This is a genomic window from Halosegnis marinus, from assembly GCF_029338355.1.
Taxonomy (GTDB): Archaea; Halobacteriota; Halobacteria; order Halobacteriales; family Haloarculaceae; genus Halosegnis; species Halosegnis marinus.
Genome location: NZ_CP119802.1, coordinates 106,776 through 131,589 on the forward strand (window position 1 = coordinate 106,776; position 24,814 = coordinate 131,589).

General features: G+C 71.8%; 25 protein-coding genes and 1 pseudogene. 14 read left to right on the plus strand and 12 right to left on the minus strand.

All coding sequences use genetic code 11. The features are described 5' to 3' along the window. The first annotated feature begins 53 nt into the window (after positions 1-53). On the plus strand, positions 54-2,447 hold the full coding sequence (locus tag P2T37_RS00655) for a DNA topoisomerase VI subunit B (RefSeq protein WP_276234807.1): 2,394 nt from the start codon (positions 54-56) through the stop codon (positions 2,445-2,447). A gap of 2 nt (positions 2,448-2,449) precedes the next feature. Then, on the plus strand, positions 2,450-3,556 hold the full coding sequence (locus P2T37_RS00660) for a DNA topoisomerase IV subunit A (protein ID WP_276234808.1): 1,107 nt from the start codon (positions 2,450-2,452) through the stop codon (positions 3,554-3,556). 6 nt (positions 3,557-3,562) lie between these two features. Here P2T37_RS00660 and P2T37_RS00665 read toward each other — a convergent pair whose 3' ends face one another. Further along, positions 3,563-5,122 carry a PGF-CTERM sorting domain-containing protein gene (locus P2T37_RS00665; protein ID WP_276234809.1) on the minus strand — a complete coding sequence of 520 codons (1,560 nt, stop codon included), beginning with the start codon at positions 5,120-5,122 and terminating at the stop codon, positions 3,563-3,565. A gap of 101 nt (positions 5,123-5,223) precedes the next feature. On the opposite strand from P2T37_RS00665, the gene P2T37_RS00670 reads away from it, so the two are divergent. Beyond that, entirely contained in the window at positions 5,224-6,453 is a 1,230-nt protein-coding gene (locus tag P2T37_RS00670; protein ID WP_276234810.1) for a carboxylate--amine ligase, read from the plus strand. Between the two features lie 66 nt (positions 6,454-6,519). Then, on the plus strand, positions 6,520-7,866 hold the full coding sequence (locus tag P2T37_RS00675) for an LLM class flavin-dependent oxidoreductase (protein WP_276234811.1): 1,347 nt from the start codon (positions 6,520-6,522) through the stop codon (positions 7,864-7,866). 60 nt (positions 7,867-7,926) lie between these two features. On the opposite strand, the gene P2T37_RS00680 is transcribed toward P2T37_RS00675, so the two are convergent. Further along, positions 7,927-8,673, minus strand: coding sequence for an MBL fold metallo-hydrolase (locus tag P2T37_RS00680; RefSeq protein WP_276234812.1), 747 nt, complete (start codon positions 8,671-8,673; stop codon positions 7,927-7,929). Positions 8,674-8,769: 96 nt separating this feature from the next. On the opposite strand from P2T37_RS00680, the gene P2T37_RS00685 reads away from it, so the two are divergent. Beyond that, a complete protein-coding gene (locus tag P2T37_RS00685; protein ID WP_276234813.1) occupies positions 8,770-9,030 on the plus strand; it encodes a hypothetical protein in 261 nt (86 codons plus the stop codon). Here the strand turns inward: P2T37_RS00685 and P2T37_RS00690 are convergent. Genes P2T37_RS00690 through P2T37_RS00700 form a run of 3 tightly spaced genes read right to left on the minus strand, consistent with a single transcriptional unit; the run spans position 9,025 to position 11,240 of the window. Further along, entirely contained in the window at positions 9,025-10,245 is a 1,221-nt protein-coding gene (locus tag P2T37_RS00690; protein ID WP_276234814.1) for a glycosyltransferase family 87 protein, read from the minus strand. The genes P2T37_RS00685 and P2T37_RS00690 overlap by 6 nt on opposite strands. 39 nt (positions 10,246-10,284) lie before the next feature. After that, positions 10,285-11,046: an archaeal proteasome endopeptidase complex subunit beta gene (psmB, locus tag P2T37_RS00695; RefSeq protein ID WP_382210511.1), complete on the minus strand. Its 762-nt coding sequence runs from the start codon at positions 11,044-11,046 to the stop codon at positions 10,285-10,287. Between the two features lie 32 nt (positions 11,047-11,078). Further along, positions 11,079-11,240 (minus strand): hypothetical protein, encoded by a 162-nt coding sequence (locus tag P2T37_RS00700; protein ID WP_276234816.1) that lies wholly within the window; start codon positions 11,238-11,240, stop codon positions 11,079-11,081. 368 nt (positions 11,241-11,608) lie between these two features. On the opposite strand from P2T37_RS00700, the gene P2T37_RS00705 reads away from it, so the two are divergent. Together P2T37_RS00705 and P2T37_RS00710 are read left to right on the plus strand one after the other, a co-directional pair. After that, on the plus strand, positions 11,609-11,968 hold the full coding sequence (locus P2T37_RS00705; RefSeq protein WP_276234818.1) for a DUF555 domain-containing protein: 360 nt from the start codon (positions 11,609-11,611) through the stop codon (positions 11,966-11,968). A gap of 43 nt (positions 11,969-12,011) precedes the next feature. Beyond that, positions 12,012-12,551, plus strand: a complete 540-nt coding sequence (locus tag P2T37_RS00710; RefSeq protein ID WP_276234819.1) for a CBS domain-containing protein — start codon at positions 12,012-12,014, stop codon at positions 12,549-12,551. On the opposite strand, the gene cmk is transcribed toward P2T37_RS00710, so the two are convergent. Together cmk and purM are read right to left on the minus strand one after the other, a co-directional pair. Further along, positions 12,548-13,162: a (d)CMP kinase gene (gene cmk, locus P2T37_RS00715; RefSeq protein WP_276234820.1), complete on the minus strand. Its 615-nt coding sequence runs from the start codon at positions 13,160-13,162 to the stop codon at positions 12,548-12,550. The genes P2T37_RS00710 and cmk overlap by 4 nt on opposite strands. 36 nt (positions 13,163-13,198) lie before the next feature. Continuing rightward, complete coding sequence (gene purM, locus P2T37_RS00720; protein WP_276234821.1) at positions 13,199-14,176, minus strand: phosphoribosylformylglycinamidine cyclo-ligase; 978 nt, start codon at positions 14,174-14,176, stop codon at positions 13,199-13,201. 99 nt (positions 14,177-14,275) lie between these two features. Between purM and P2T37_RS00725 the strand changes: the two genes are divergently transcribed. From P2T37_RS00725 to P2T37_RS00745, 5 genes are all read left to right on the plus strand, one after another. After that, positions 14,276-15,430 carry an HD domain-containing protein gene (locus tag P2T37_RS00725; RefSeq protein WP_276234822.1) on the plus strand — a complete coding sequence of 385 codons (1,155 nt, stop codon included), beginning with the start codon at positions 14,276-14,278 and terminating at the stop codon, positions 15,428-15,430. Between the two features lie 63 nt (positions 15,431-15,493). Then, positions 15,494-16,717 (plus strand): HD domain-containing protein, encoded by a 1,224-nt coding sequence (locus P2T37_RS00730; RefSeq protein WP_276234823.1) that lies wholly within the window; start codon positions 15,494-15,496, stop codon positions 16,715-16,717. Beyond that, positions 16,714-17,739, plus strand: coding sequence for an amidohydrolase family protein (locus P2T37_RS00735; protein WP_276234824.1), 1,026 nt, complete (start codon positions 16,714-16,716; stop codon positions 17,737-17,739). Before P2T37_RS00730 ends, P2T37_RS00735 begins: the two co-directional genes overlap by 4 nt. Positions 17,740-17,789: 50 nt before the next feature. Next, positions 17,790-18,215, plus strand: coding sequence for a universal stress protein (locus tag P2T37_RS00740; protein WP_276234825.1), 426 nt, complete (start codon positions 17,790-17,792; stop codon positions 18,213-18,215). A 44-nt stretch (positions 18,216-18,259) separates the two neighbouring features. Beyond that, on the plus strand, positions 18,260-18,400 hold the full coding sequence (locus P2T37_RS00745) for a hypothetical protein (protein ID WP_276234826.1): 141 nt from the start codon (positions 18,260-18,262) through the stop codon (positions 18,398-18,400). Here the strand turns inward: P2T37_RS00745 and P2T37_RS00750 are convergent, their stop codons facing one another. From P2T37_RS00750 to P2T37_RS00770, 5 genes and pseudogenes are all read right to left on the minus strand, one after another. Further along, on the minus strand, positions 18,401-19,333 hold the full coding sequence (locus P2T37_RS00750) for a biotin--[acetyl-CoA-carboxylase] ligase (RefSeq protein ID WP_276234827.1): 933 nt from the start codon (positions 19,331-19,333) through the stop codon (positions 18,401-18,403). Between the two features lie 26 nt (positions 19,334-19,359). Then, positions 19,360-20,223, minus strand: coding sequence for a hypothetical protein (locus tag P2T37_RS00755; RefSeq protein ID WP_276234828.1), 864 nt, complete (start codon positions 20,221-20,223; stop codon positions 19,360-19,362). Between the two features lie 84 nt (positions 20,224-20,307). Continuing rightward, a pseudogene (locus tag P2T37_RS00760) lies at positions 20,308-20,553 on the minus strand (NifU family protein); the annotation flags it as partial. Positions 20,554-20,589: 36 nt separating this feature from the next. Further along, positions 20,590-20,763, minus strand: coding sequence for a hypothetical protein (locus tag P2T37_RS00765; RefSeq protein WP_276234830.1), 174 nt, complete (start codon positions 20,761-20,763; stop codon positions 20,590-20,592). A gap of 40 nt (positions 20,764-20,803) precedes the next feature. Beyond that, positions 20,804-22,636, minus strand: coding sequence for an acetyl-CoA carboxylase biotin carboxylase subunit (locus tag P2T37_RS00770; protein WP_276234831.1), 1,833 nt, complete (start codon positions 22,634-22,636; stop codon positions 20,804-20,806). Between the two features lie 90 nt (positions 22,637-22,726). Here P2T37_RS00770 and P2T37_RS00775 point away from each other — a divergent pair, with 90 nt between their 5' ends. After that, a complete protein-coding gene (locus P2T37_RS00775) occupies positions 22,727-24,295 on the plus strand; it encodes a class I adenylate-forming enzyme family protein (RefSeq protein WP_276234832.1) in 1,569 nt (522 codons plus the stop codon). 119 nt (positions 24,296-24,414) lie between these two features. Further along, complete coding sequence (locus P2T37_RS00780; protein ID WP_276236194.1) at positions 24,415-24,780, plus strand: SHOCT domain-containing protein; 366 nt, start codon at positions 24,415-24,417, stop codon at positions 24,778-24,780. Positions 24,781-24,814 lie beyond the last annotated feature (34 nt).

Consider the following 24,814-nt stretch of genomic DNA (forward strand, 5'->3'; position numbering starts at 1 on the left):
CTTTCACCGAGCCACCGCGAGGGTTTTTACCCCCCGCCGGCAAGCCACGGAACATGACCTCCTATCAGTCGTCGCTCGGCGAGGGCGGCGGGGGAACCGTCGCGGACGAACTCGCCGAGTCCCAGCGGTCCATCTCCATCGCCGAGTTCTTCGAGAAGAACAAGCAGATGCTCGGCTTCGATTCGGGCGGGAAGGCGCTCGTCACGGCCGTCAAGGAGGCCGTGGACAACGCGCTCGACGCCACCGAGGAGGCCGGCCTCCTCCCCGACGTGTACGTCGAGATCGCCGACGCGGGCGACTACTACCGCCTCGTCGTCGAGGACAACGGTCCCGGCATCACCCGCGAGCAGGTCCCGAAGGTGTTCGGGAAACTACTGTACGGCTCCCGCTTCCACGCCCGCGAGCAGTCGCGCGGCCAGCAGGGTATCGGCATCTCCGCCGCCGTCCTCTACTCGCAACTCACCTCCGGCAAGCCGGCGAAGATAACCTCGAAGACGGGCGCGGACCGACCGGCCCGGAAGTTCGAACTCACCATCGACACCGACACCAACGAGCCGGAGGTGTCGCTGGACGAGGAGACGACGTGGGAGCGCCCGCACGGCACCCGCATCGAACTGGAGATGGAGGCGAACATGCGCGCTCGCCAACAGCTCCACGACTACATCAAGTACACCGCGGTCGTGAACCCCCACGCCCGCATCGAGTTCCGCGAGCCGAAGGCCCACGAGAAGTACGAGCGCGCGACGGACCAACTCCCCGCCGAGACGGAGGAGATACGCCCGCACCCGCACGGCGTCGAACTCGGCACCCTGCTGAAGATGCTCGCCGCGACGGAGTCGTACTCGCTGTCGGGGTTCATGCAGGAGGAGTTCACCCGCGTCGGCGCGAAGACGGCCGGGTCCGTCCTCGACCGCTTCCGCGACCGCCACTTCGGTCGGGAGATGACGTGGACCGCGCCCGCGGCCCACGACGAGGTCTCCGTGGCCGACGAGGTCGCGGAAGCCACCTCGAACAAGGGCGCGGAGGCGACGGAGTCGTTCGCGACGACCATCGCCGACGCCGTCGCCGACCGCGGCCGCGTGGCCCACCACGAGGTCGTCGCTATCGTCGCCGAGGCGGCCGACGAGGCCGAGGAGACCTTCGGCAAGACGTTCGGCGAGGCCGTCCGCGAGAACGCCGTCGCGGCCGCGTGGTACGCCTGCACCCGGACGCGCCGGGAGGACGTCTACCCGCTCGTGGACGGGGCGACCACGACCCGGAAGGACGACGCCGCAGTCGAGGGGCTGGCCCGCCGGCTCGCCGAGAAGTTCGAGGAGCAGGAGGACAACCGGAACCGCACCACGCGCGCCGAACTGGACGACTTCGTCGCCCGCGCCGCGGAGATGACCGAGGAGACCGACGGCGAGACGTTCGGCGAGACGGCCCGGGGGAACATCGCCGACGCGGTCTGGGCGGAAATGCGCACGGTGCCGGACGACCCGCCGAAGGTGAAGGAAGTGGCGAACACGCGCGACATCGCCGCGGAGTTCCTCGAAGCGATGCGAGAGACGGACATCCTCGCGCCGCCGACGAACTGCCTCGCGCCCATCACGCCCGAACTGGTCGAGAAGGGGCTCCGCAAGGAGTACGACGCGGACTTCTACGCGGCCGCGACCCGCGACGCCGAGGTCCACCGGGGCGACCCGTTCATCGTGGAGGCCGGCATCGCCTACGGGGGCGACCTCCCCGCCGAGGGGAACGTCGAGGTGTTACGGTTCGCGAACCGCGTCCCGCTGGTGTACCGGCTGGGCGCGTGTTCCACGACGGACGTGGTGAAGCGCATCAACTGGCGCAACTACGGGCTGGACCAGCCGGGCGGCACCGGGATGCCGAACGGGCCCGCGGTCATCACGGTCCACATCGCCTCCACGAACGTCCCGTTCACGAGCGAGTCGAAGGACGCGGTGGCGAACGTCCCCGAGATAGAGGACGAGATAGAGCTCGCGCTCCGCGAGGCGGCCCGCGAACTGAAGTCGTACCTGAACAAACAGCGGTCGCTGGAGAAGCGCCGGCGCAAGCAGAACGTGCTCGTGGACATCCTCCCCGAGATGGCCCGGAAGCTCTCGGAGGTGACCGGCCGCGAGCCGCTGAACATCGACGACTCGCTGGCGCGCATCATGAACAACGTGCTCGTCGAGCGCACCGTCGAGGACGGCCGGGTGCGGCTCGCCGTCCAGAACCACGGCTCGACGGGGGCCCAACTGGAGGTGACCGACATCGTCAGCGAGGACCCCGGCGACGTGGAGGGCGCGACCGTCGTCGAGATGGACGGCGAGTGGTTCGTGAAGTGGAGCGCGGACGTGGCCGGCGGCGACGAGGCGGCCATCGAGTACGACGTGAGCGACGACGCCGAGTTCGACGTCTCGGTCGAGGGCGTCGAGGCGGAGAAAATAACGGTGAACGCCTGACCATGAGTTCCGATACCGACATCACGACGGACGAACAGCGGGCCCGCGAGCAGCTCGTGCGGCTCTCCGAGCGGTTCTACGACCAGTTCGCCGGCGGCGACGTGCCGTCGATGGAGATACCGACGCGCTCGAAGTCGAACATCGTGTTCGACGAGGACGCGGGCGTCTGGGTGCTCGGCGACCGGCACTCCACGCGCTCGGCCAACAGCGTCGGCGGCGCGAAGAAGCTCCTGAAGTCCATCTACGCGGTGGAGTTCCTCGCCAATCAGCTGGACGAGGACCGCTCCTCGACCCTGCGTGAGCTGTACTACCTCTCGGAGTCGTGGGACAACGAGTACGCGCAGTTCAACGACCAGGACGAGTCGAACCAGCTCATCGAGGACCTGGAGGTCGTCTCCGGCGTCACCCGCGAGGACTTCCACATGCGCCCGGAGGAGTCGGGCGCGACGCTGATGGGCCCGCTCGAACTCCGCGAGCAGACCCGCCGCGGCGACCGGGTCATCCACTGTCAGGAGGACGTCGGCGAGGGCGGGTACCAGATACCGAACAACCCCGACACCATCGACTTCCTCGACCACGACGCCGACTTCATCCTCTGCGTGGAGACCGGCGGCATGCGCGACCGGCTGGTGGAGAACGGCTTCGACACCGACTACAACACCATCGTCGTCCACCTGAAGGGCCAGCCGGCCCGCGCCACCCGGCGCATCACGAAGCGGCTCCACGACGAACTCGACCTCCCGGTCGTGGTCTTCACCGACGGCGACCCGTGGTCGTACCGCATCTACGGCTCCGTCGCGTACGGCTCCATCAAGTCGGCACACCTCTCGGAGTACCTCGCGACCCCCGCCGCGAAGTTCGTCGGCATCCGCCCGCAGGACATCCGGGAGTACGACCTCCCCTCGGACCCCCTCTCGGACTCGGACGTGAACGCGCTCGAGTCCGAACTGGAGGACCCGCGGTTCAAGAGCGACTTCTGGACCGAACAGATAGAGCTCCAGCTCGACATCGGAAAGAAGTCCGAACAGCAGGCGCTCGCCTCGCGCGGCCTCGACTTCGTTACCGACGAGTACCTGCCGACGCGCCTCTCCGAGATGGGCGTCATCTGAGTCGCGTCATCGAGTCCGGTTCCGTTTTCGCGCCAGCGCGACCGCCGCCAGGGCCGAGAGCGCCGCGGCCGCCCCGAAGCCGGGCTGGCCGGGCGTCGCCGTCGGCGCGTCGGTCGAGGTCGCCGTCGCGCCGGCGCCCCCCGACACCGAGGTTGCGGTCGGGGTCGGCGATGTTGCGGTCGGAGACGGCGGCGTCCCGGTCGAAGTGGCCGTCCCCCCAGTCGTCGTTGCCGTTGCCGTCGCCGTAGCTGTCGCCGTCGGGGAGGGCGTCGCCGTAGCTGTCGCCGTCGGGGAGGGCGTCGCCGTCCGCACCTCGCCGTCGTGGGCGAACAGCGCCGGGTCGTCCGGTATGGGCGGCGGCGACGAGGGGCCGGTCGCGGCGTCGTACCACGGCTCCACGGGCGCGCCGGCGGCCTCGCTCACGACGTCCACGAGGTCGGCCGTGCCGAACCCGGGGCCGTCGGCGTACGTCGGCGCGCCGCCGTCGCGGGCGCGCAGCGTGACGAACACGTCCGAGAGCCGGGCCTCGCCGTCCGAGCGGTTGCGCATCCACGCGTCGAGCGCGGCGGCGACGTGGCGGCCCTTGCGGTAGTCGGCCGTCTCGGAGGCGTTGGTGAGGTTCCGGAGGTCGGCGTCGCGGTAGCGCGGGTCGTCGCGGACGTTCAGCCGCTCGCGGAACTCCGCGAACGACAGGTCGCCCGCGTGGTAGGCGTAGTAGTAGCCGTAGTAGTCGGCCGACCCCTCGACGAGCCAGTCGGTCGCGGCGACGGCGAGGAAGTCCTGCTGGGTGTGGACGTACTCGTGGGCGAGCAGCGTCCTGTCGGTCGCGCGGTCGGCGGCGAGCAGCATCGTCCCGCCGCTGTTGGCGCGGCCGGCCACGTCGCCGCCGAGTTCGGGGGCGTCGGACGGGCGGAGGTACACGACGATGCGGTCGTCCGTGCGGTCGAAGCCGAAGAACTCGTCTATCGCCGTCAGCCGGTCGAGGACGGCGCGGTCGCGGGTCCCGTTCGCCGGGACCCCCGCCGGGCCGTCGGTCGGGGGCGTCACGAGCGTCACCGTCGTCCCGTCCCCGGTCGTCCGGGTCGTCGCCTCGTTCCAGAGGCTCACGCCGAAACCGTGGACGGTCCCGGTTCCCGCGACCTCCACGTGCCGCTCGAAGCCGACCTCGGGGTTCCGGTAGCGGTAGCCGACGCCGCCCACGAAGTCGGCCTGCTCGACGTAGGCGTACGCCCCGTTCACGAGCGGGTCGCCCGGCGCGTCGGTCGGGACCGTGTACTCGATGCTCGGGGCGTCGGTCTCGCCGTCCCACTGGTAGCTCCCGTCGGCCGGGTCGAAGCCGTCCGTCGCGGTCACCTCGACCCACGACGGGAGGCGCGCGTCGAGTTCCGTGACGCGGTCGGGCATCTCGACGCGCATCGTCACCGAGACGGTCGGCCCGCTCGGGTCGTGGGCGACGGTGTACGTCACGTCAACCGTGTCCGGGCCGGTCGCGTCCCCGAGCGCGACCCCGGGCGCGACGGCGGCGAGGACGAGGAGGAGCGCGACGAGGCGGACGGCGCTGTCCATCGGTGGACACGCGGCGCTCGGCGGACATAAGCTTCCGGCCGGGCGGCGAGCCGCGGGGGGAACCCCGGCCTTTTCGTCGGGTCGCGCCGAACTCCGGCCCGATGACCGACGCGTTCCTGTCGTTCGACGAACTCCTCGACGCCGTCGGGGAGCGCAGTTTCGCCCGCCCGCCCGCGCTCGTCGCCAACGCCCACGTCACCGGCCTCGGGGTCGCCCGCGCGCTCGCCGCCCACGACGTGCCCGTCATCGCGCTCGACCGCTCGGGCGACGGGGTCGCGCCCGCCTCCGACGCCGTGGACGTGGCCGGCCGCGTCACCTACCCGCTCGACGACCCCGACGGCTTCCGCGAGGACGTGGCGGCCGTCGCCGACGCGACGGGCCACGAGCCGGTCGCGTTCGGCTGTATGGACGAGTGGGCGCTCGCGTTCGCCGAGCAGGAGCCCGAGGGCGTGCGCCTGCCGTTCGCGGACGGCACCCTGGACTCGGTGCTCGACAAGTACGAACTGTACCGCCGCGCCGAGGCGCTCGGGGTTCCCTACCCCGAGACGTACTTCCTAGAGGAGACGGACCCGGGCGAGGCCGCCGAGGCGCTCGGCTTCCCGCTCGTCGTCAAGCCCGCGCGCAAGCGGGAGTTCGAGGAGGCCATCGGCACGAACGTCGTCGAGGTCGCGGACGAGGCGGAGTTCGCGGACGTGCTGGCGGAGGCCGACGACGCCGGCGTCCGCGTCATGGCCCAGGAGAAGGTGGAGAAGACGGCCGGCGCGGACCGCTCGTACGCCTCCTACGTCCCGCAGGAGGGCGAGGCGCTCGGCGTCGTCGGCAACGCGCGGGTCCGCTACCCGACGGGCTACGGCACCTCCTGTGTCGTGGACCGCGTCGAGGACCCGACGATCGAGGGGCGCGCGCGGACGATGCTCGACGACGCGGGCTACTACGGCATCTCGGAGGCGGAGTTCGTCCACGACGCCGAGCGCGACGAGTACGTCCTGCTCGACATCAACACCCGGCCGTGGAAGTGGATCGGGATGCCCGTCGCCGCGGGCGTGAACCTCCCGATGGCCGCCTACGCGAACGCCGTCGGCACCGAGACGGTCCACACCGGCCCCATCGACGCCCGGTGGGTGTTCCTCCCCGACTACCTGCGGCTGAACTTCGAGGACCCGACCTTCGAGGACGTGCTCGCCCCCCGCGAGTGGCACGCGCTCGTCTCCGGGGAGTTCGAGGGCGGGCCGGGGCTCACGACCGGCGTCTACCGGCCCGCCGACCCCGGGCCGACGTACGCGCTCCTGGAGACGGAGTTCGCGGACCGCGAGTACTACTGCGCCTGCTGACCGAGAAGGCCCGCACGCCTCGCCGCTACCGGACCCCCTTACCCGCGAGGCGGCGCAGTGGGCGGTATGGACCGGATGCGCCTGAACCTCTTCACGATGAACGCGGTCACCCACGTCTCCCCGGGCGCGTGGCGCTACCCCGGCGACCGCGCCGCCGACTACACGGACCGCGAGTACTGGACCGAGGTCGCCCGCACCGCCGAGCGCGGCGGCTTCGACGCGGTGTTCTTCGCCGACGTGCGCGGTATCTACGACGTGTACGACGGCGAGCGCGAGACGGCCATCGAGCGGGCCGTCCAGACCCCGTCGAACGACCCGCGGTTCCTGATTCCCGCGATGGCCGAGGTCACCGACGACCTGGGCTTCGCCGTCACGCGCTCGACCACGTACAACCACCCGTACGAACTCGCCCGCGAGTTCTCGACGCTCGATCACCTCACCGACGGCCGGGTCGCGTTCAACATCGTCACCTCCTACCTCGAATCCGCGGCGCGCAACCTCGGCGTCGGCGAACGGCTGGACCACGACGACCGCTACGACCGCGCCGCGGAGTTCATGGAGGTCTGCTACGCGCTGTGGGAGGACTCGTGGGACGACGACGCCGTGAAGCGCGACCGCGAGGCGGGCGTGTTCACCGACCCGAACGGCGTTCACACCATCGACCACGACGGCGAGTGGTTCTCCGTCGCCGGGCCGCACGGGGCCGAGCCGTCGCCCCAGCGGACCCCGTTCCTGTATCAGGCCGGCTCCTCGGACCGCGGCCGGGAGTTCGCCGCGCACAACGCCGAGGCCGTGTTCTGCTCGTACCCGACGAAGGAGGGCGTGCGCGGCTACGTCGAGGACATGCGCGAGCGCGCCGCCGACCACGGCCGCGACCCCGACTCGCTCGGGTTCTACCCCGGCGTCGTCCCCGTCGTCGGGGAGACCGAGGAACTCGCGGCCGCGAAACACGAGAGCTACCGCGAGAACGTGGACGTGGAGGCGACGCTCGCGCTGCTGTCGGGCTTCATGGACATGGACCTCTCCGAACTCGACCCCGACCAGCCGCTCGAACACATCGAGACGGAGGCGATTCAGGGCGCGGTGAACGCCTTCACGAGCGCCGACCCGGACCGCGAGTGGACCGTCCGCGAGGTCGCACAGTTCGCCGGCCTCGGCTCCACCTCGCCGGTCGTCGTCGGAACCCCGGAGGCGGTGGCCGACGAACTGGAGGCGTGGTACCGCGACCTGCCCATCGCGGGCTTCAACGTGAAGGAGGTGACGCGCCCCGACTCGCTCGTCGACTTCGTCGACCTCGTCGTCCCCGAACTCCGCGAGCGCGGCCTCGTGGCCGACGCCGACGCCGACACGCTCCGCGAGCGCGCCGGCGGCGAGGGGCCCCGCCTGCCGAACGACCACCCGGCGCGCCGGTAGGCGATTTCGCGAGGGGAACGGCCCGTCGGCTCTTTCGCGACCCGCGACGCGACGCCGCCGTCACTCGTCCAGCACGACCGGGACGCCGCGCCCGGCCACGTCCGCGACGAACGCCTCGGCATCGGCCTCCAGCGCCTCGAACGTGTCGTAGTGGACCGGGAGCACGAGGCTCGCCTCCACCGCCTCGGCGAGGTCGGCCGCCGCCTCCCGGCCCATCGTGAACGCCCCGCCGATGGGCGGACAGAACAGCGAGACGTCGAGCTCGGCGTGGCCGTCGAGCACGTCGGAGTCCCCGGGCCAGAAGGCGGTCACGTCGCGGCCCCAGACGCTCGGGAGCGTGAGGTGGAAGCCGCAGCCGCGCCCCTCGGGGTGGACCGGCGAGCCGTCCTCGCGGGTGTGCGGGCCGTCGGGGTCGTTGTACGCGGGGACGGTGCGGACGAAGACCTCGCCGGGGCGCGGCCCGTCGTCGCGCGCGCCGGTCGGGGTCCCGACCGCGATGTCGGCCTCGGCGTCGACCCGGACCACGTCGTAGGGGAGGTCGGCCGGCCGCTCGACGTCGCGGTCGATGCGGTTCGTGTCGATACCCTCGAAGAGGACGACGGTGGCGTCGTCGCGCGCGACCCGGCGGATGCCGTCGCTGTCGTAGTGGTGGTCGTGGGTGACGCAGACCACGTCGCCGTCCCGCGGTTCGATACCGTCGAGAACGCCGTAGCGGCCGGGGTCGCAGTAGACGACCACGTCGTCGCCGGCCAGCCGTATCGTGGCGTAGCCGAGCCAGTGGACCGTCGTGCCGTCGTGGTGGACCATGCGGGCGCTACCGGGGCCGCGCCGAAACCGCTTTCGCCCGGCGCTTTTCACCGCGTGAGAACGCGAATCCGGGTTTATGTCGGTGGCTTCGGAAGCGTGAACCGAGCAGGGATGGTCTCCGACGACGAACTCGCGCGCCGCATCGACGCCTTCGAGGAGGGCGAGTCCGGCCCCCCCGACGACCTCGAAGCCCGCGTCGACCGGCTGGAACGGGACGCCCGCGACGTCCACGACGAACTCGCCCGGCGCGTCGAGCGCGCGGAGCGCGAACGCGTCACGACCGACGAGTTCGAGACGGTGCTCGACCGGCTGGACGGCATCGAGTCGCGGCTCGATCGGCTCGAATCGGAGCTATAGGTCCCGCAGTATCCGGTAGCCGCAGAGCCAGAAGGCCGCGGCGAGCGCGACCGTGGCGGGCTGGACGACGAGGAGCCGTTCGACCGCACCCCACGGGAGCGCGGGCGCGCCGTTCGGCCCGAACCGGACGACGAGCCGCGACAGCGGGACGCTGCCGTGTACCCCCACGAGCGCCAGCGCCGGCAGCCACGGGACGCCGCCCTCACGCGCCTCCAGCGCGAGCGCGACGAGGAGGCCGGGGAGCGCGAGGACGAGCGTGAGCGTGTTCGCCGTCGGGGCGACGAGCGGGACGGCGAGCGAGCCGAGGGCGACCGCCCGGGCGTCGGCACCGACGCGGGCCGCCACGAGCGAGAGGCCGAGCGCGGCCCCGAGGTGGACGCCCCGGAGCGCGTCCGCCGCCGGCACCCGGTAGAAGGGCCGGAAGTGGAGCGGGAGGGCGGTCGGGTCGCCGGCCGGTCCCCACCCCTTGCCGGCGAGGAGGACGGCGAGGTAGGTTCGGTGGGTCGCCGGCCCGAAGGCGGCGACGGAGACGACCGCGAGCGCGAGCAGGGCGAGGGCGCCGCCGAGGAGCCGGCGACGGTCCCCGAGCAGGCCGGCGAGCGCGGGCGCGGCGAACGGCTTGGGAACGACGCCGAGGACGGCCGCGGCCCCGCCGAGGTACGGGCGGTCGGGGCCCTCCGGCGCGACTGTGACCGCCGCGGAGAGACAGAACAGCCCCGCCATCGCGCCCGAGACGTTACCGATGCGCGCGAGGAAGAGGACCGGCTGGAAGCCGACGAGCGCGACGAAGGCGAGGAGGGCTTCGCCCCGCGTCGGCGCGAGGCCGAACGAGCGAGCAAGCGCGAGTACCGACACCCACAGGAACGCCAGCTGGGCGGCGACCCACGCCGCGCGGGCCGGGAGGGACGGCAGGGTCGCCAGCGCGGCGAACGGCGCGACGACGACCGGCGGGTAGAGGAACGCCGTCGCGCGGGGCCGGGGAACGACGTGGACGAGCGGGCCGTCGGCGTATAGTGGATAGCCGGCGAGGACGCGCCGACCCGCGAGGTAGTACGCCTTGAAATCGACGCCGCCGAAGCGGAGCGGCCCGCCGCCGAACTGGACGAGCGGGACGGCGAGCGCGGTGAGACAGAGGACTGCGACGAGGGACAGCAGGAGGAGACGGGTGCGGTCGCCGGCATCGGCGAGCGCGCGGGCGGCGGAGGGGCGGGACACGGCCGCTCGTTCGACGTGGGCGGCCGTAAGCGCGTGGCCTTACAGGACCTCGTCGAAGTCCTTGTGGCCCTCGATGTCCACGCCGGCGTCCGTGATCTCGGCGAGGAAGACGCCGTTACCGGAGCCGGTGTCGCGCTCGACCGCGGACTTGATGCCGCGCGCGGCGACGGTGCGCGCCTCGTCGATGGAGAGGTCGTCGGTGTACTCCTGTTCGAGCACGCCGTACGCCATCTGCATCCCCGACCCGGTGACGGTGTAGTCGTCGCGCATGACGCCGCCCGCGGGGTCGAGCGAGAACACGTGGCCGCCCTCGGAATCGACGCCGCCGAGGATGGGCGACACCATGAAGAAGGGACCGCCGCGCAGGAAGTTGCCGCACAGCGTCGAGAGCGCCTGCATGCTCATGTTCTCGCCGCGGCGCGCCTCGTAGAGGTTCGCCTCGGCGCGGATGGTCTGGATGAACGACTGCGCGCCGCCGACCGAGCCGGCCATCGTCAGCGCCGCCGTCGGGTGGACCTGCTCGACCTTCTGGACGTCCTTGTTGGAGACGAACCGGCCGCCGAGCGAGGCGCGCATGTCCGTCGCCATCACGACGCCGTCCGGGGTCGTGAGGCCGATGGTCGTCGTTCCGGTCTTGTTGACGTTGTCGAGGTCGGCCTCGCTCACGTCGCTCTCCGGCAGGTCGCCGACCTGCGGGGCGTACGGGTCGAAGTCAGGTTCGAGGTCCGGCCGCTCGTTCGGGGCGGGGTCGATGGAGAACTCCTCGTTACGCATTGGCGTCGTTTCGCCGTCGCCGTTCATAAAGGACACCCTTCCGCGGGCGTTCGCCGGGACTACTCGTCGAGCCGGTCGCCCAGCCGCTCGACGACGCGCCCGTACGGGACGGGGACGCCGAGCCGGCGCGCGAGCAGGGCGACGGGCATGAACAGCACGCCGAGCAGCACGGTCAGTTGGTACGTGGCGAACAGCATTCCGCGGGTGGCACGGGTGGTCATCGCTTCTGTCGCCGCGATGCGAGGGTGGTATATAGCTCTTGTCGCCCGCTCGCGGCGAGCGACCCCGACACACACCGCCGCAGTCGTGCGGTTCAATCGAGCTTGTGTTCGTCCCCAATCGTACCGTTCTCTCGTCTGTCCTGTCGGTCACCTGCCGCGAGGTGTCGCCGCTCGTCGCCGTAAGTTATGGGCCGCTTTTCGCGAACGTCCGCGGCGGGGTCGCGTGTCGCTCGCTCATGTGCGACCGTCCGACGAGCGGTCGCTCCTGTTCGCGTGTCGCGTACGCTCCCGCTCACCCTTCCGTGGTCTCGCTTCGCTCGGCAACGTCAATCCCACAGCGTCAAGTCCGACCGTCCACTGGTCCGGGTATGAGCGACTATCTGGTGGCGATGGAGGCCGCGTGGTTGGTTCGCGACGTCGAGGAGGTGGACGACGCCATCGGCGTCGCCGTGAGCGAGGCGGGCAAGCGCCTCAACCAACAGGACATGGACTACGTCGAGGTGGGCGTCGGCGCGACCCCGTGTCCGGCCTGCGGCGAGCCGTTCGACTCCGTCTTCGTCGCCGCCGACACCGCCCTCGTCGGCCTGATGATGGAGATGAAGGTGTTCAACGTCGAGAGCGTCCAGCACGCCCAGCGCGTGGCGAAGAAGGAGATCGGCGGCGCCCTGCGCGACGTGCCGCTGAAGGTCATCGACACCGCGGAGATGGCCTCGGACGACGACGAGTAGGGATTACCGACGGTTTTACGGATAACCAGTAGTTATCCAACGTATGGACCTGCCGACGCCCGCCGACCTGCGCGAGAAGCGAAAGGCGCTGGAACTGACCCAGAGCGCGCTGGCCGACCGCGCCGACGTGTCCCAGCCGCTCATCGCGCGCATCGAGGGCGGCGACGTGGACCCGCGGCTCTCGACGCTGCGGCGCATCGTCACAGCGCTGGAGGAGGCGGAGGGGAACGTCCTGAAGGCGCGCGACCTGATGCACGAGGAGGTCGTCGCCGTCTCGCCGGACGACTCGGTGCGCGAGGCCGCCCGCGTGATGGACGAGGACGCCTACTCGCAGCTTCCCGTCCTCGAACACGACCGGCCCGTCGGGAGCATCTCGCAGACCGACCTCGTGGGGCTGGGCGAGGAGTCGCGCGAGAAGCCCGTCTCCGAGCACATGAGCGAGTCGTTCCCCACCGTCGCGGCCGACGCCAGCATCGACGAGGTGCGCCACCTCCTCGAGTACTACAAGGCCGTGATGGTCACCGAGAGCGGCGAGGCGGTCGGCATCATCACCGAGGCGGACGTTGCTTCGCGGCTGAGCTAGGGCTCGAACGCCGGCACGACGAACTCCCCCTCGTCCGCGACGGGGTCGTACTCGCGGAGCGCGGTCAGGACGATCTCCTGAAGCGACGACTCCCCCCACCGGCCGCTGTTGAGCGCGAGGTCGTAGATGGACCGGTCGTCGAGGTCGATGCCGTAGTACGACTCGTAGCGCGCGGCGTCGAGCACCTCCCGGACCTGCATCTCCGCCGTGGTCTCCTCGCGGTCGCTCGTCCGCTCGGAGCGCACCTCCTCGGGGGCGTCGAGCCAGATGCGGAAGTCCGCGCGGTTCCCGGCGAGCCACCCCGCGAGCCGGGATTCGAGGACGAAGCTGTTGTTCGCCGCGCCCCACGTCTCGGCGATGGTTCGCAGCCTGCGGTCGAGCGCGCGGTCCAGTTCCTCCGACTCGCCGGCGCGGGCGGTGAGCTGTGAGAGGCTCACGCCGCGCTCCTCGGCCACCTCGCGGAACAGCTCCCCGCCGGAGACGTAGCCGCAGTTCAGCGCGTTCGCCAGCCCCTCGCACAGCGTCGTGACGCCGGAGCCCGGCGTGCCGGAGACGGTGATGAAGAGGTTCCGCTCGCTCGCCGCGTCCGCGGTCCGGTCGGTGCTCGCCATGCCGGGGCGTGGAGCGGCCCCACCAAAAGCGCGGCCCTACAGCGACAGGCCGCGTATCTCGACCGACGACCCCTCGCGGACCTCGCCGACGACCCGGCCGTCCGTCGCCGCCGCCACGGCGTCGGCGTCCTCGGGCGGGAGCGCCGCGACGAAGCCGGTCCCCATGTTGAACGTCCGGTGCATCTCCGCGGCGGCGACGTTGCCCCGCTCGCGGACGAACTCGAACACCGGCTGCGGCTCGTAGGGGTCCGTCACCGCGTACTCGTACTCGCCCATCCGCGGGAGGTTCGTCCACCCGCCGCCGGTGATGTGCGCGCAGGCGTGCGTCTCGGCGTCGTGGAGCGCCGGCAGGAGGTCGGTGTAGATGCGCGTCGGTTCGAGCAGGGCCTCGCCGACGGTGTCGTAGCCGTCGAACGGGAACGGGTCGGTGTAGCTCCCGCCGTCGCGGGTCGCGACCTCGCGCGCCAGCGTCAGCCCGTTCGAGTGGATGCCCGAGGACGCCCAGCCGACGAGCACGTCGCCGGCCTCGGCCTCTCCCGGGAACACCTCGTCGTCGGTCGCGAGGCCGGCGCAGGTCCCCGCGAGGTCGAGCCCCTTCACGACCTCCGGCATCACGGCCGTCTCGCCGCCGACGAGCGCCATGCCGACCTCCTCCGCGCCGCGCGACAGCCCCTCGCCCACCTGCTCCGCGAACCGCTCGTCCGGGTCGTCGACGGCGAGGTAATCGACGAACGCGACCGGCGTGACCCCTGCGGCGGCGAGGTCGTTGACGTTCATCGCGATGCAGTCGATGCCGACCGTGGAGTAGTCGCCGAGCGCCTCCGCGACGAGCAACTTGGTCCCGACGCCGTCCGTCGCCAGCGCGAGGTAGCGGTCGCCGATGTCCACGAGGCCCGCGTAGTCGCCCTCGAACTCGCCGACGGCGCCGACGAGCGCCGCGGTGGCCGCCTCGCTCGCCTCGATATCGACGCCCGACCCCGCGTAGGTGAGTTCCTCCTCGTCCTCGTCGCTCATGTCCGGGTGCGGGGCGAGGCGGCGCAAAGCCGTTCCGGTCGCGCCGGCGCCCGAACCCGAACCCGAACCCGTAACTCCCCCTCGGTCGAACGCCGCCGCATGAACGCCATCAAGGACTCCGTCCACGACTGGATTCCCCTGGACCCGGTCGCGGCGGACCTGCTGGACACCGAGGCGTTCCAGCGGCTCCGCCACATCAAGCAGCTCTCCACGGTACGGCTCGTGTACCCCTCGGCCTCCCACACCCGCTTCGAGCACTCGCTCGGCGTCTATCACCTCGCGGGGCAGGCGCTCGAATCGCTCGGCGTCGAGGGCGCCCGCGCCCGGGCGGTGCGGGCCGCCGCCCTCCTCCACGACGTGGGGCACGGCCCCTACGGCCACCAGACGGAGGAGGTCATCCGCCGCCACACCGGCACGGACCACGACGAGATCGGCGACCTCCTGTACGAGACGGAGCTCGCGGGCGTGCTGGAGCGCCACGACATCGACCCCGACCGCGTCGCGGCGCTCGTCCGCGGCGAGGGCGACCTCGGGCAGGTCGTCTCGGGGGAGTTGGACGTGGACCGGATGGACTACCTCGTCCGCGACGCCCACCACACGGGGGTTCCCTACGGCACCATCGACCACGGTCGACTCGTCCGCGAACTCCGGTCGCGCGACGGCCGGCTCGTACTGGCCGAGGGGAACGTCCAGACCGCCGAGTCGCTCCTCCTCGCCCGCGCCCTGATGGACGGCGTCGTCTACCGCCACCACGTCTCGCGTATCGCAGGCGCGATGCTCGAACGCGCCTGCGAGCGCCTGCTCGACGCGGGCACCCCGGTCGCGGAGTTCCGTCGGATGGCCGACCACGACCTGCTCGTCGCCCTGCGCGAGGAGGTGCCGGACCTCGGGGCGCGCATCGAGCGGCGCGACCTCTACAAGCGGGCGGTGTGGACGGGGCTGGACCGCGTTCCCGACGCCGTCACCGAACTCTCCCGCGAGGACGAGCGCCGCGCCGCACGCGACATCGCCGACGAGGCGGACGTGGACCGCGAGCGGGTCGTCGTGGACGTGCCCTCGCTCCCGAAGCTCAAGGAGTCGCGCACCCGGGTCGTCGTCAACGGCGTCGTCCGGCGGCTGGAGGGCGCGAGCGAACTCGTCGGCGCGCTCCGGGCCACCCGGCGGGCGCAGTGGCGGCTCGGCGTCTACGCGCCCGCGGCCGAGCAGGACGCCGTCGCCGAGGCCGCCCGCGACGTGTTGGGCCTCCCCCGATAACGACCGTTTTTATTCGCGGACGCCGAAGCCGGCAGTAATGACCGACACGACCGGGTGGTCGGCGTGAGTTCCATCAAGGACTCCGTCCACGACCACATCACCGTCGAGGGGGTGGCCGAGGAGCTGCTCGACACCCCGGCGGTCCAGCGGCTCCGGCGCATCAAACAGCTCGGCACCGCGGAGTTCGTCTATCCGAGCGCGAACCACACCCGCTTCGAGCACTCGCTCGGCGTCTTCCACCTCGCCAGCCGCGCGCTGTCGCACCTCGGCATCGAGGGGCCGCAGGCCGAACGGGTGCGGGCGGCCGCCCTCCTCCACGACATCGGCCACACGCCCTTCTCGCACAACACCGAGGAGGTGCTCGAACGCTACGAGAACAAGTCCCACGACGACGTCCACGACCTCATCCGCGGCGGCGAGGTGGAGCGCGTCCTCGTCCGCAACGACCTCGACCCCGGGCGGGTCGCGGACCTCGTGGCCGGCGACGGCGAACTCGGCCAACTCGTCTCGGGCGAGTTGGACGTGGACCGGATGGACTACCTCGTCCGCGACGCCCACCACACGGGAGTTCCCTACGGCACCATCGACCACGGCCGGCTCGTCCGCGAACTCCGCTACGTCGGCGGCGACCTCGTGCTCGCCGAGGGGAACGTCCAGACCGCCGAATCCCTGCTGTTGGCGCGCGCGCTGATGAACCCGACCGTCTACTCCCACCACGTCGCGCGCATCTCGAAGGCGATGCTCCGGCGGGCGACGGACGAACTCGTCGGCGCGGGCGGCGTCCCGGCCGCCGAGTTCCGCCGCTGGGACGACCACGACCTGATGGTCGCCCTGCGCGACGACCCCGCGACGACGGGGTACGCCCGGCGGCTGGACGACCGCGACCTGTTCAAGCGCGCGGTGTGGGCCGAGTACGCCGACGTCCCGGAGGGGCTCATCGAGGCCGACCACGGGGAGATAGCGGCCTACGAGCGCGACATCGCCGAGCGCGCCGACGTGGACCCCTCCGAGGTCATCGTGGACGTGCCCGGCGAGCCGTCGATGGAGGAGTCCACGACGCAGGTCGTCGTCAACGGCGAGGTGCGGCGGCTGGGCTCGCAGTCCACGCTCGTCGCGGCCCTGCGGAAGGCCCAACACGAGCAGTGGCGCCTCGGGGTGTACGCGCCCGAGGAGGACGCCGACGCGGTCGGCGCGGCCGCGGAGGACGTGCTCGGCCTCGACCTCGACGCGCTCGTGGTCGACGTGCGCAAGGGAATGCACCAGACGCTCGACGAGTACGGCGCATGAGCGGGACGCGCACCCTCGAAGGGCTGGTGCTCGCCGGCCCGGACTTCGAGCCGATAGAGGGGAGAGTCGTGGTGGAGGACGGCGAGATAGCCGCGATAGAGGAGGCGTCGGTCGCCTCCGACGACTGGATACTGCCGGCGTTCGTCAACGCCCACACCCACATCGGCGACTCCATCGCCAAGGAGGCCGGGCGGGGTCTCTCGCTGGACGAACTCGTCGCGCCGCCGGACGGACTGAAACACCGGCTCCTGCGCGAGACGCCGCGCGACGAGATGGTCGCGGCGATGCGCGAGTCCGTCGCGTACATGCGCGAGGGCGGAACGGCCTCGTTCGTCGAGTTCCGCGAGGGCGGCGCGGAGGGGGTCGACCGCCTGCGCGAGGCCGCCGCGGACAGCCCCGTCGAGCCCGTGATTCTCGGGCGCGAGGAGGTAGCCGCGATGGAGGCCGGCGACGGCTTCGGCGCGAGCGGTGCGCGCGACGGCGAGTTCGGGACCGAACGGAACGCCACCCGCGAGGCCGGCAAGCTGTTCGGCGTCCACGCAGGCGAGCGCGACAGCCACGACGTGGACGGCGCGCTCGACCTCGACCCGGACTTCCTCGTCCACATGGTCCACGTCGAGGACTACCAGCTGGAACGGGTCGCCGACAGGGGGACGCCCGTCGTCTGCTGTCCGCGCTCGAACCTCGTCACGAACGTCGGCCTGCCGGACTTCGACCGGCTGAACGACGCGACGACGCTCGCGCTCGGGACGGACAACGTGATGCTCAACTCCCCGAGCGTGTTCCGCGAGACGGAGTTCGCGGCGAAACACTCCGACCTCGACGCCCCGACCGTCCTCCGGATGGCGACGCGCAACGGCGCACGCATCGCGGGGAAGGAGTACGGCCTCGTCGAGGAGGGGCGGCCCGCGAAGCTCCAGGTGCTCGACGGCGGGAACCACAACCTCGGCGGCGCGCGCGACCCCGTCCGGGCCGTCGTACGGCGGGCGGGCGTCGCGGACGTGCGGGAGGTCCTGCTGTGAGCCGCTGAGCCGGGCGAACCGTTATAGCGGCTCGCGTGTCACACGGTAACATGTACGACCGGATACTCGTCCCGACCGACGGGTCGCCCGGGATGGCCCGCGTGCTGGAACACGCGGCCGAACTGGCCCGCGTCCACGGCGCGGCACTGGAGGTGGTGTACGTCGTCAACTCCGGCGCCGTGGCGAACCTCCCCATGGAGTCGTCGTGGGAGGGGGTCGCGGAGATGCTCCGCGAGGAGGGGCACGGCGCGCTCGACGCCGCCGCCGACGCGGTCGAGGGCACGGTCGAGCGGACGATACTGGAGGGGAACCCCGCCCACGAGATCGTCGAGTACGCGAAGCGGTCGGGGGCGGACGTGGTCTGCATGGGGACGCACGGCCGCGGCGGGCTGAACCGCCTGTTGCTCGGCAGCGTCGCCGAGCGGGTCGTCCGGGCGAGCGAGGTTCCGGTGCTCACGGTGCGCGTCACGGACTGAAGCCACCCCCCGACCTTTATGATCGAAGAGCCGCCGAAGCCGGTGTGCTCACGCTCGCCGAGAAGGCGACGGCCCTCGTCGCCATCATCGCGGCCGTCGGCGTGCTGGTGGTGATGAACGTCTGGCTGGCGCTCGTCGGCACCGTCACCGCCGTCCCGCTCGGCTACGCCGTCACGAGGGCGTAGTCACCGGGGCCGGAGGTGCTCGCAGTCGCCCGCCGTCACCCGCACGGGGCCGTCGGCCGTCTCTACGACCAGCGTGCCGGGGAACTCGACGTCCGTCGCGGTCCCCTCGACGGTCCCCCCGGGCGTCTCGACGCGCACCTCCCGTCCGAGCGTCAGCGCCCGGTCGCGCCACGCCGGCAGGACGGCGTCGAGGTCCGCGGTCAGGTCGGCGAACCGGTCCACCACCTCGGCGAGGAGCGCGCGCCGCTCGACGGGACCGGTCTCGGCGAGCACGCTCGTCGCGGTCTCGGGCAGGTCCTCGCGGGCGACGTTCGCGTTGACGCCGATACCGACGACGAGCCACGAGACGCGGTCGGCCTCGCCCTCCATCTCGGTGAGGACGCCGCACAGCTTCCGGGCGCCGTCGTCCGTCGGGACGAGCACGTCGTTGGGCCACTTGATGCCGGCGTCGACGCCGGCCGACCGCGCGGCGTCCGCGACGGCGACGGCCGCCGCCAGAGTGTAGGCGGGGGCGTGGGTCGCCGGCACGTCCGGTCGGACGAGCAGCGAGGCGTAGATACCACCCTCGGGCGAGGCCCACTCCCGGTCGAGGCGGCCGCGGCCCCCGGTCTGTCGCGCGGCGACGACGAGGGTGTCCGTCGCGCCCTCGGCGGCGAGGTCGCGCGCCCGGGCGTTCGTCGAGGGGAGTTCGTCGTGGAACGCCACGTCGTAGTCGGCGCCGAGTGCGTGGGCGACGGCCGCGCCGCCGTACTCGGGGACGGCGACGAGTTCGTAGCCGTCGCCGGTGTCCTCGACGCCGAACCCCTCCGCGCGCAGCGCCTCGACGTGGTTCCAGACGGCCGCGCGCGACACCCCGAGGTCGTCGGCGAGCGCGGGACCCGCGACGGGGCCGTCGGCGAGCGCCGCGAGGACGCGGCGGCGTGTCTCCTGCATACCGTCGGGTCGGGCGGCGGCCGACTTCAGCCTTCGCTCGCGGTCGCCGTGGCGTTGGCCGGCCACGGGGGCGTCGCCGCGACGTCGTCCCCCTCGTAGACGCGGAACGAGTGGCTCCCCTCGACGCGCCCCTCGCCCGACCGGCCGGCGAAGGAGACGGACACGGAGACGACGCGCCCCTCGTCGGTCAGCTGGACGCGCGCGGTGCGAACCGTCACGTCCGTCACCGGCGCGCCGCCGGGGTCGGCCACGTCGAGCACGGGGACGGAACCGTTCGTCGCCAGCAGCACGTAGCCGTCGAACCGCTCCCGGACGGTGAACGAGAGGTTCCCGTACAGCGCCGCGAGGACGTCCGAACGCCGCGGGTCGAGAGGACGGACGGCACACGGGTCGGCCGGCGCGCCGTCGCGGGTCACCGGCTCCGGCCGCGGTTCGACGAGCAGGTCGTCCGGGTCGACCGTCGAGAGGTTCACGTCGAAGGAGCGCGAGAGGGCGACGCTCCCGTTCGCGTACCACTGGGTCAGCCGGGAGGGCGCCGGTCTGTCGCGGTACGCGCGGTAGGTGTAGCTGCCGCAGTCGGGGCCGGCGGTGAACGAGCCGCTGTACCCGGCCACCGTCGTGTTGTTCGCGCGGCGCGCGCCGTCGAACTGGTAGACGTAGCGCTCCCCGATGAGCGCCGTCTCGTGGGCGCGGACCAGCCGCTCGGCGTCGACTACGCCGTTCAGCGTCAGCCCCGGAACGACCCGCTCGGGGGTCGCGGTCGGGGAGTCGGAGGGGACGGGCGCGGGCGTCGCGGAGCCCGTCGCCGTCCCCGGCCCGCCGCCGGTCGTGTTGCACCCGGCCGTAACGAGCAGGAGGGCGAGGGCGAGGGCGGCGAGCGGTCGTCGCACGCCCGGCGCTTGGTATCGACCGATAAAAACCGCGCGGCTTCAGAACGGGACGTCGCTCAGGTCCGGCCGGGGCGGCTCCTCGTCGCCCGTTAGCGCGTGGACGGTCGGCAGTTCGGGTATCTCGCGGGGGAGGCGCGCCTGCAGCGCCTGCACGGTCATCGGGGAGATACCGCACCCGGTGCACGCGCCGCCGAGCGCGATGGTCACCTCGCCCGCCTCGGCGTCGAGGTGCTGGACCGCGTGGTTCCCGCCGTGGGCCGCTATCTGTGGGAAGTTCGTGCGCACGAACCGCTCGACGCGGTCGCGCAGTTCCGCCTCCGTCTCGTCCATACCTCCCCTCCGCGCGAGGAGCTATAGCGTTCGCGCTCAGGCGGGCCGGACGAACAGGTAGCCGAACGCGGCCAGCGCGAGGCCGGCGGCGACGCCCGTCGAGACGCCGAGGGCCGGGTCGCCGAGGGCCACGCCGCCCGCCGTCGCGACGAGGAAGCCGGCGAGGAAGAACAGGCCGGCGCGGGTCGCGCCGCCGTCGAGCAGGCTCATGGGTCCGGGTTGGCGGGAACGACGAAAAGCGGGCCGGTCCTCAGTCCAGCACGACGAGCGCGTCGCCCTGATTGACGGAGTCGCCCTCGCCGACGGCTATCTCCGCGACGGTGCCGCCGAACTCGGCGACGACGTCGTTCTCCATCTTCATCGCCTCCAGCACGAGCAGCACGTCGCCGGCGGCCACCTCGTCGCCGACCTCGACCTCGATGTCGATGACCGTCCCCTGCATCTCGGCGGCGACGACCTCGCCGTCCGCGGAGACGGCGGGGGCGCTCCCGCCGTCGTCGGAGCCGGAGTCCGACCCGCCGGAGCCGCCCGCGGGCGCGGGCCGCGAGGCCGGCTGCTGGGGGACGCCCTCCTCCTCCAAGTCGACCTCGAACCGCTTGCCGTTCACCTCGATGGTGAACTCGCGGATGACGGTCTCGCCGTCGTCGTCGCCCGCGCTCGTCTCGGAGCCGTAGCGCTGCTGGTACTCGTCGAACACCGAGCGGTCGATCTCGTCGTCGAGGTACTTCGTCGTGTGCGTGCCGCCGACGAACGCCTCGTCCTCCAGCATCGCGAGGTGGAACGGGACGATGGTGACGATGCCCTCGATGCCGTACTCGCGGAGCGCGCGCTTCGAGCGGGCGATACACTCCGCGCGGTCCTCGCCGTGGACGACGAGCTTCGCGATCATCGAGTCGTAGTCCGTCACGAGGTCGTCGCCCTGCCGGAGCGCGTCGTCCATGCGGACGCCGATGCCGCCCGGCGGGTCGTAGACGTCGAGCGAGCCGCCCTGCGCGGGCGCGAAGTCGTCCGTCGCGTCCTCCGCGTTGATGCGGAACTCCATCGCGTGGCCCTCCAGTTCGACTTCCGCCTGGTCGAAGGCTATCTCCTCGCCGTCGGCGACCCGGAGCTGCCACTTCACGATGTCGATGCCCGTCAGCTCCTCCGTGACGGTGTGTTCGACCTGGATGCGCGTGTTCACTTCGAGGAAGTAGAAGTCGCTCCCGGCGCCGAGCAGTTCGTCCGGGTCGCGCTCGGGGTCCTCCTCGACGAGGAACTCGACGGTGCCGGCGTTCACGTAGTCGGATTCGGCGACGCCGCGGCGGGCGGCCTCGCCGATTCGCTCGCGAAGCTCGTCGGTGAGCGCGGGCGACGGCCCCTCCTCGATGACCTTCTGGTGTCGGCGCTGGAGCGAACAGTCCCGCTCCCCCAGGTGGCGGACGTTGCCGTGCTCGTCCGCGAGCACCTGCACCTCGATGTGACGGGGGTTCTCCAGGTAGCGTTCGAGGTAGACGGAGTCGTTGTCGAAGTACGCCTCGCCCTCCCGCTTGGCGGATTCGAGCTGGTCGGCGGCCTCGTCGGCCGAGCGGACGACCTTCATGCCGCGGCCGCCGCCGCCGCCCTCCGCCTTGATGGCGACGGGGTAGCCGTACTCGTCGCCGAAGTCGGTGACCTCCTCGGCCTCCGTGACGGGGTCGGTCGTGCCGGGGACGATGGGCACGTCGGCCTCTCGCATCAGCTTCCGGGCCTTGGTCTTCTCGCCGAGTGCCTCCATCGAGTCGCCGCTCGGGCCGACCCACGTGACGCCCTCGGTCGCCTCGACGGCGCGGGCGAACTCGGCGTTCTCCGCGAGGAAGCCGTAGCCGGGGTGGATGGCGTCGGCGCCGGCCTTCCGTGCGGCCTCGATGACGGCGTCGTGGTCGAGATACGAGTCGGCGGCCCGGGCGGGACCGACGTTGTACGCCTCGTCCGCGAACCGGACGTGACCCCCGTGCTTGTCGGCCTCGCTGTAGACGGCCACGGTGTCGATTCCCAGGTCCTCGCAGGCGCGCATCACGCGCACGGCGATCTCGCCGCGGTTGGCGACGAGTACCTTCTCGAACATGCCCGCGACTCCCCGCGCGCGCCACGTTACTCTATCGGTCCCGAACGGCCGAGGGAAACGTTCAAGCCGGGGGACACGCCCCTCGGTAGCATGACGCTCGATATCGCCGCGTTCGGCGCGGCAGCCGAGGGCGGCAACGTCGCCCGCCTGTACGACACGACCGCCGAAGAGCGCGGGGACGCGCCCGCGCTCGAATCCCACGGCGAGGTCGTCACCCACGCCGACTTCCGGGCCGCCAGCGCCGCCTTCGCCGGGGGGCTTCACGACCGCGGGGTCGAGGTCGGCGACGCCCTCCTGCTCTACCTCCCGAACTGTCCCCAGTACCTCGTCGCCTCGGTCGGCTGTTTCCGCGCCGGCGTCGCCGTCTCGCCGGTCAATCCCCAGTACCGCGCCCGGGAGCTGGCCCACCAGCTGACCGACACGGACGCGAGCGTCGTCGTCACCCACGCCGCCCTGCGCGAACACCTCGCCGGGGCGCTGGCGGAGGTGGACGCCGACCCCGTCGTCGTCACCGTCGGCGACGAGGTGCCCGAGGGCGACGTGCCGTTCGACGAGGTGCGCGGCGAACCGACCACGGTCGAGGTCGAGGGCGACCACGTCGCGTCGCTCCCGTACACGTCGGGGACCACGGGGACCCCGAAGGGGGTTCGACTGACCCACGACAACCTCCGGGCACAGCTGTTGACGTCCATCGCCACCCGGTCGGACGACCTCGGCCCGGACGGGGTGAACAGCCTCGTCTGGCTGCCGCTGTACCACATCACCGGGTTCGTCCACACCGCGCTCCAGCCGCTCGTCCGCGGGGGAACCCTCTACATCCGGAGCGCGGCGAACTGGGACGCGGAGGCCGCGATGCGGCTGGTGGACGAGGAGTCCATCTCGGAGTTCGTCGGCGTCACCGCGATGTACGCCGACATGGTCGCCCACGACTCGTTCGGCGACTACGACCTGACGAGCCTGGTCCAGGCCTCGGAAGGCGGGGCGAAGCTCACCGCCAGCGTGCAGGAGCGGTTCGAGGACACCGCGAACGTGGCCGTCTTCGAGGGGTACGGGCTGACGGAGACGACGGGCGCGACCCACACACAGTTGGGGTCGACGTTCGGGCCGAGCCACGGCACCGTCGGCCAGCCGTTCCGCCACACCGACTGCCGCATCGTGGACGGGTCGGGCGAGGAGGTCGGCCTCGGCGAGACGGGCGAACTGCTCGTGCGCGGCCCGCAGGTGATGGCCGGCTACCACGGCCTGCCGGAGGCCACGGAGGAGGCCTTCACCGAGCACGGCTTCTTCCGCACCGGCGACATCGCGCGGCGCGACGAACGCGGCTACTTCGAAATCGTGGACCGCAAGAAGCACGTCATCGTCACGGCGGGCTACAACGTCTACCCGAGCGAGGTGGAGGACCTGCTCGCGGAACACGAGGCCGTCCGCGAGGCCGCCGTCGTCGGCGTCCCCGACGAGCGGCGCAACGAGACGGTGAAGGCGTACGTCGTCCCGGCGAACGGCGACGCCGACGATCCCGGCGTCACCGCGGAGGCCATCAAGGAGTTCTCGCTCGACCGCATCGCGGCGTACAAACACCCCCGCGAGGTGGAGTTCATCGACGAGCTCCCCCGAACCGCGAGCGGGAAGATACAGAAGTACAAGCTCGAAGGCGAGTAGCCCGCCGCGCTTCGGGGATTGCTGTGTTTTCCTCCACTTGCTTACGGTTCAAAAGAGTAACCGCATTGAACGGGGAACACGTATATCCAACCGAACGGGGCGTCCCGTTCGTGATACCCATGGACCGAACCAACCGTCGCCTGTCGGTCGTCGCGCTCGCCGGCCTCGCCGTGCTCGTCCTCGTCCCCGTGTTGGGGGTGGGGCTGTTCGGCTCCGGCGGCATGATGGCCGGAGGAACGGGCGGCATGATGGGCGGCTACATGTACGACGGCGGGACCGGGAGCCTGTGGTGGATGGCCGTCCTCGGCGTCCTCTCCCCGCTCGCCTTCTTCGCCGTCCTCGGGGCGGGCGGCGCGCTCGTGTACCGCGTCGTGACCGACGACGGGGGCGAGGACCCCGCGCTCGCGGAACTGCGCGCGGCGTACGCCCGCGGCGACCTCTCGGACGAGGAGTTCGAGCGCCGGCGCGAGCGCCTGGAGGAGTAGCTCCACAACGGTTTTACCCGCCGGCCGGCCCCGT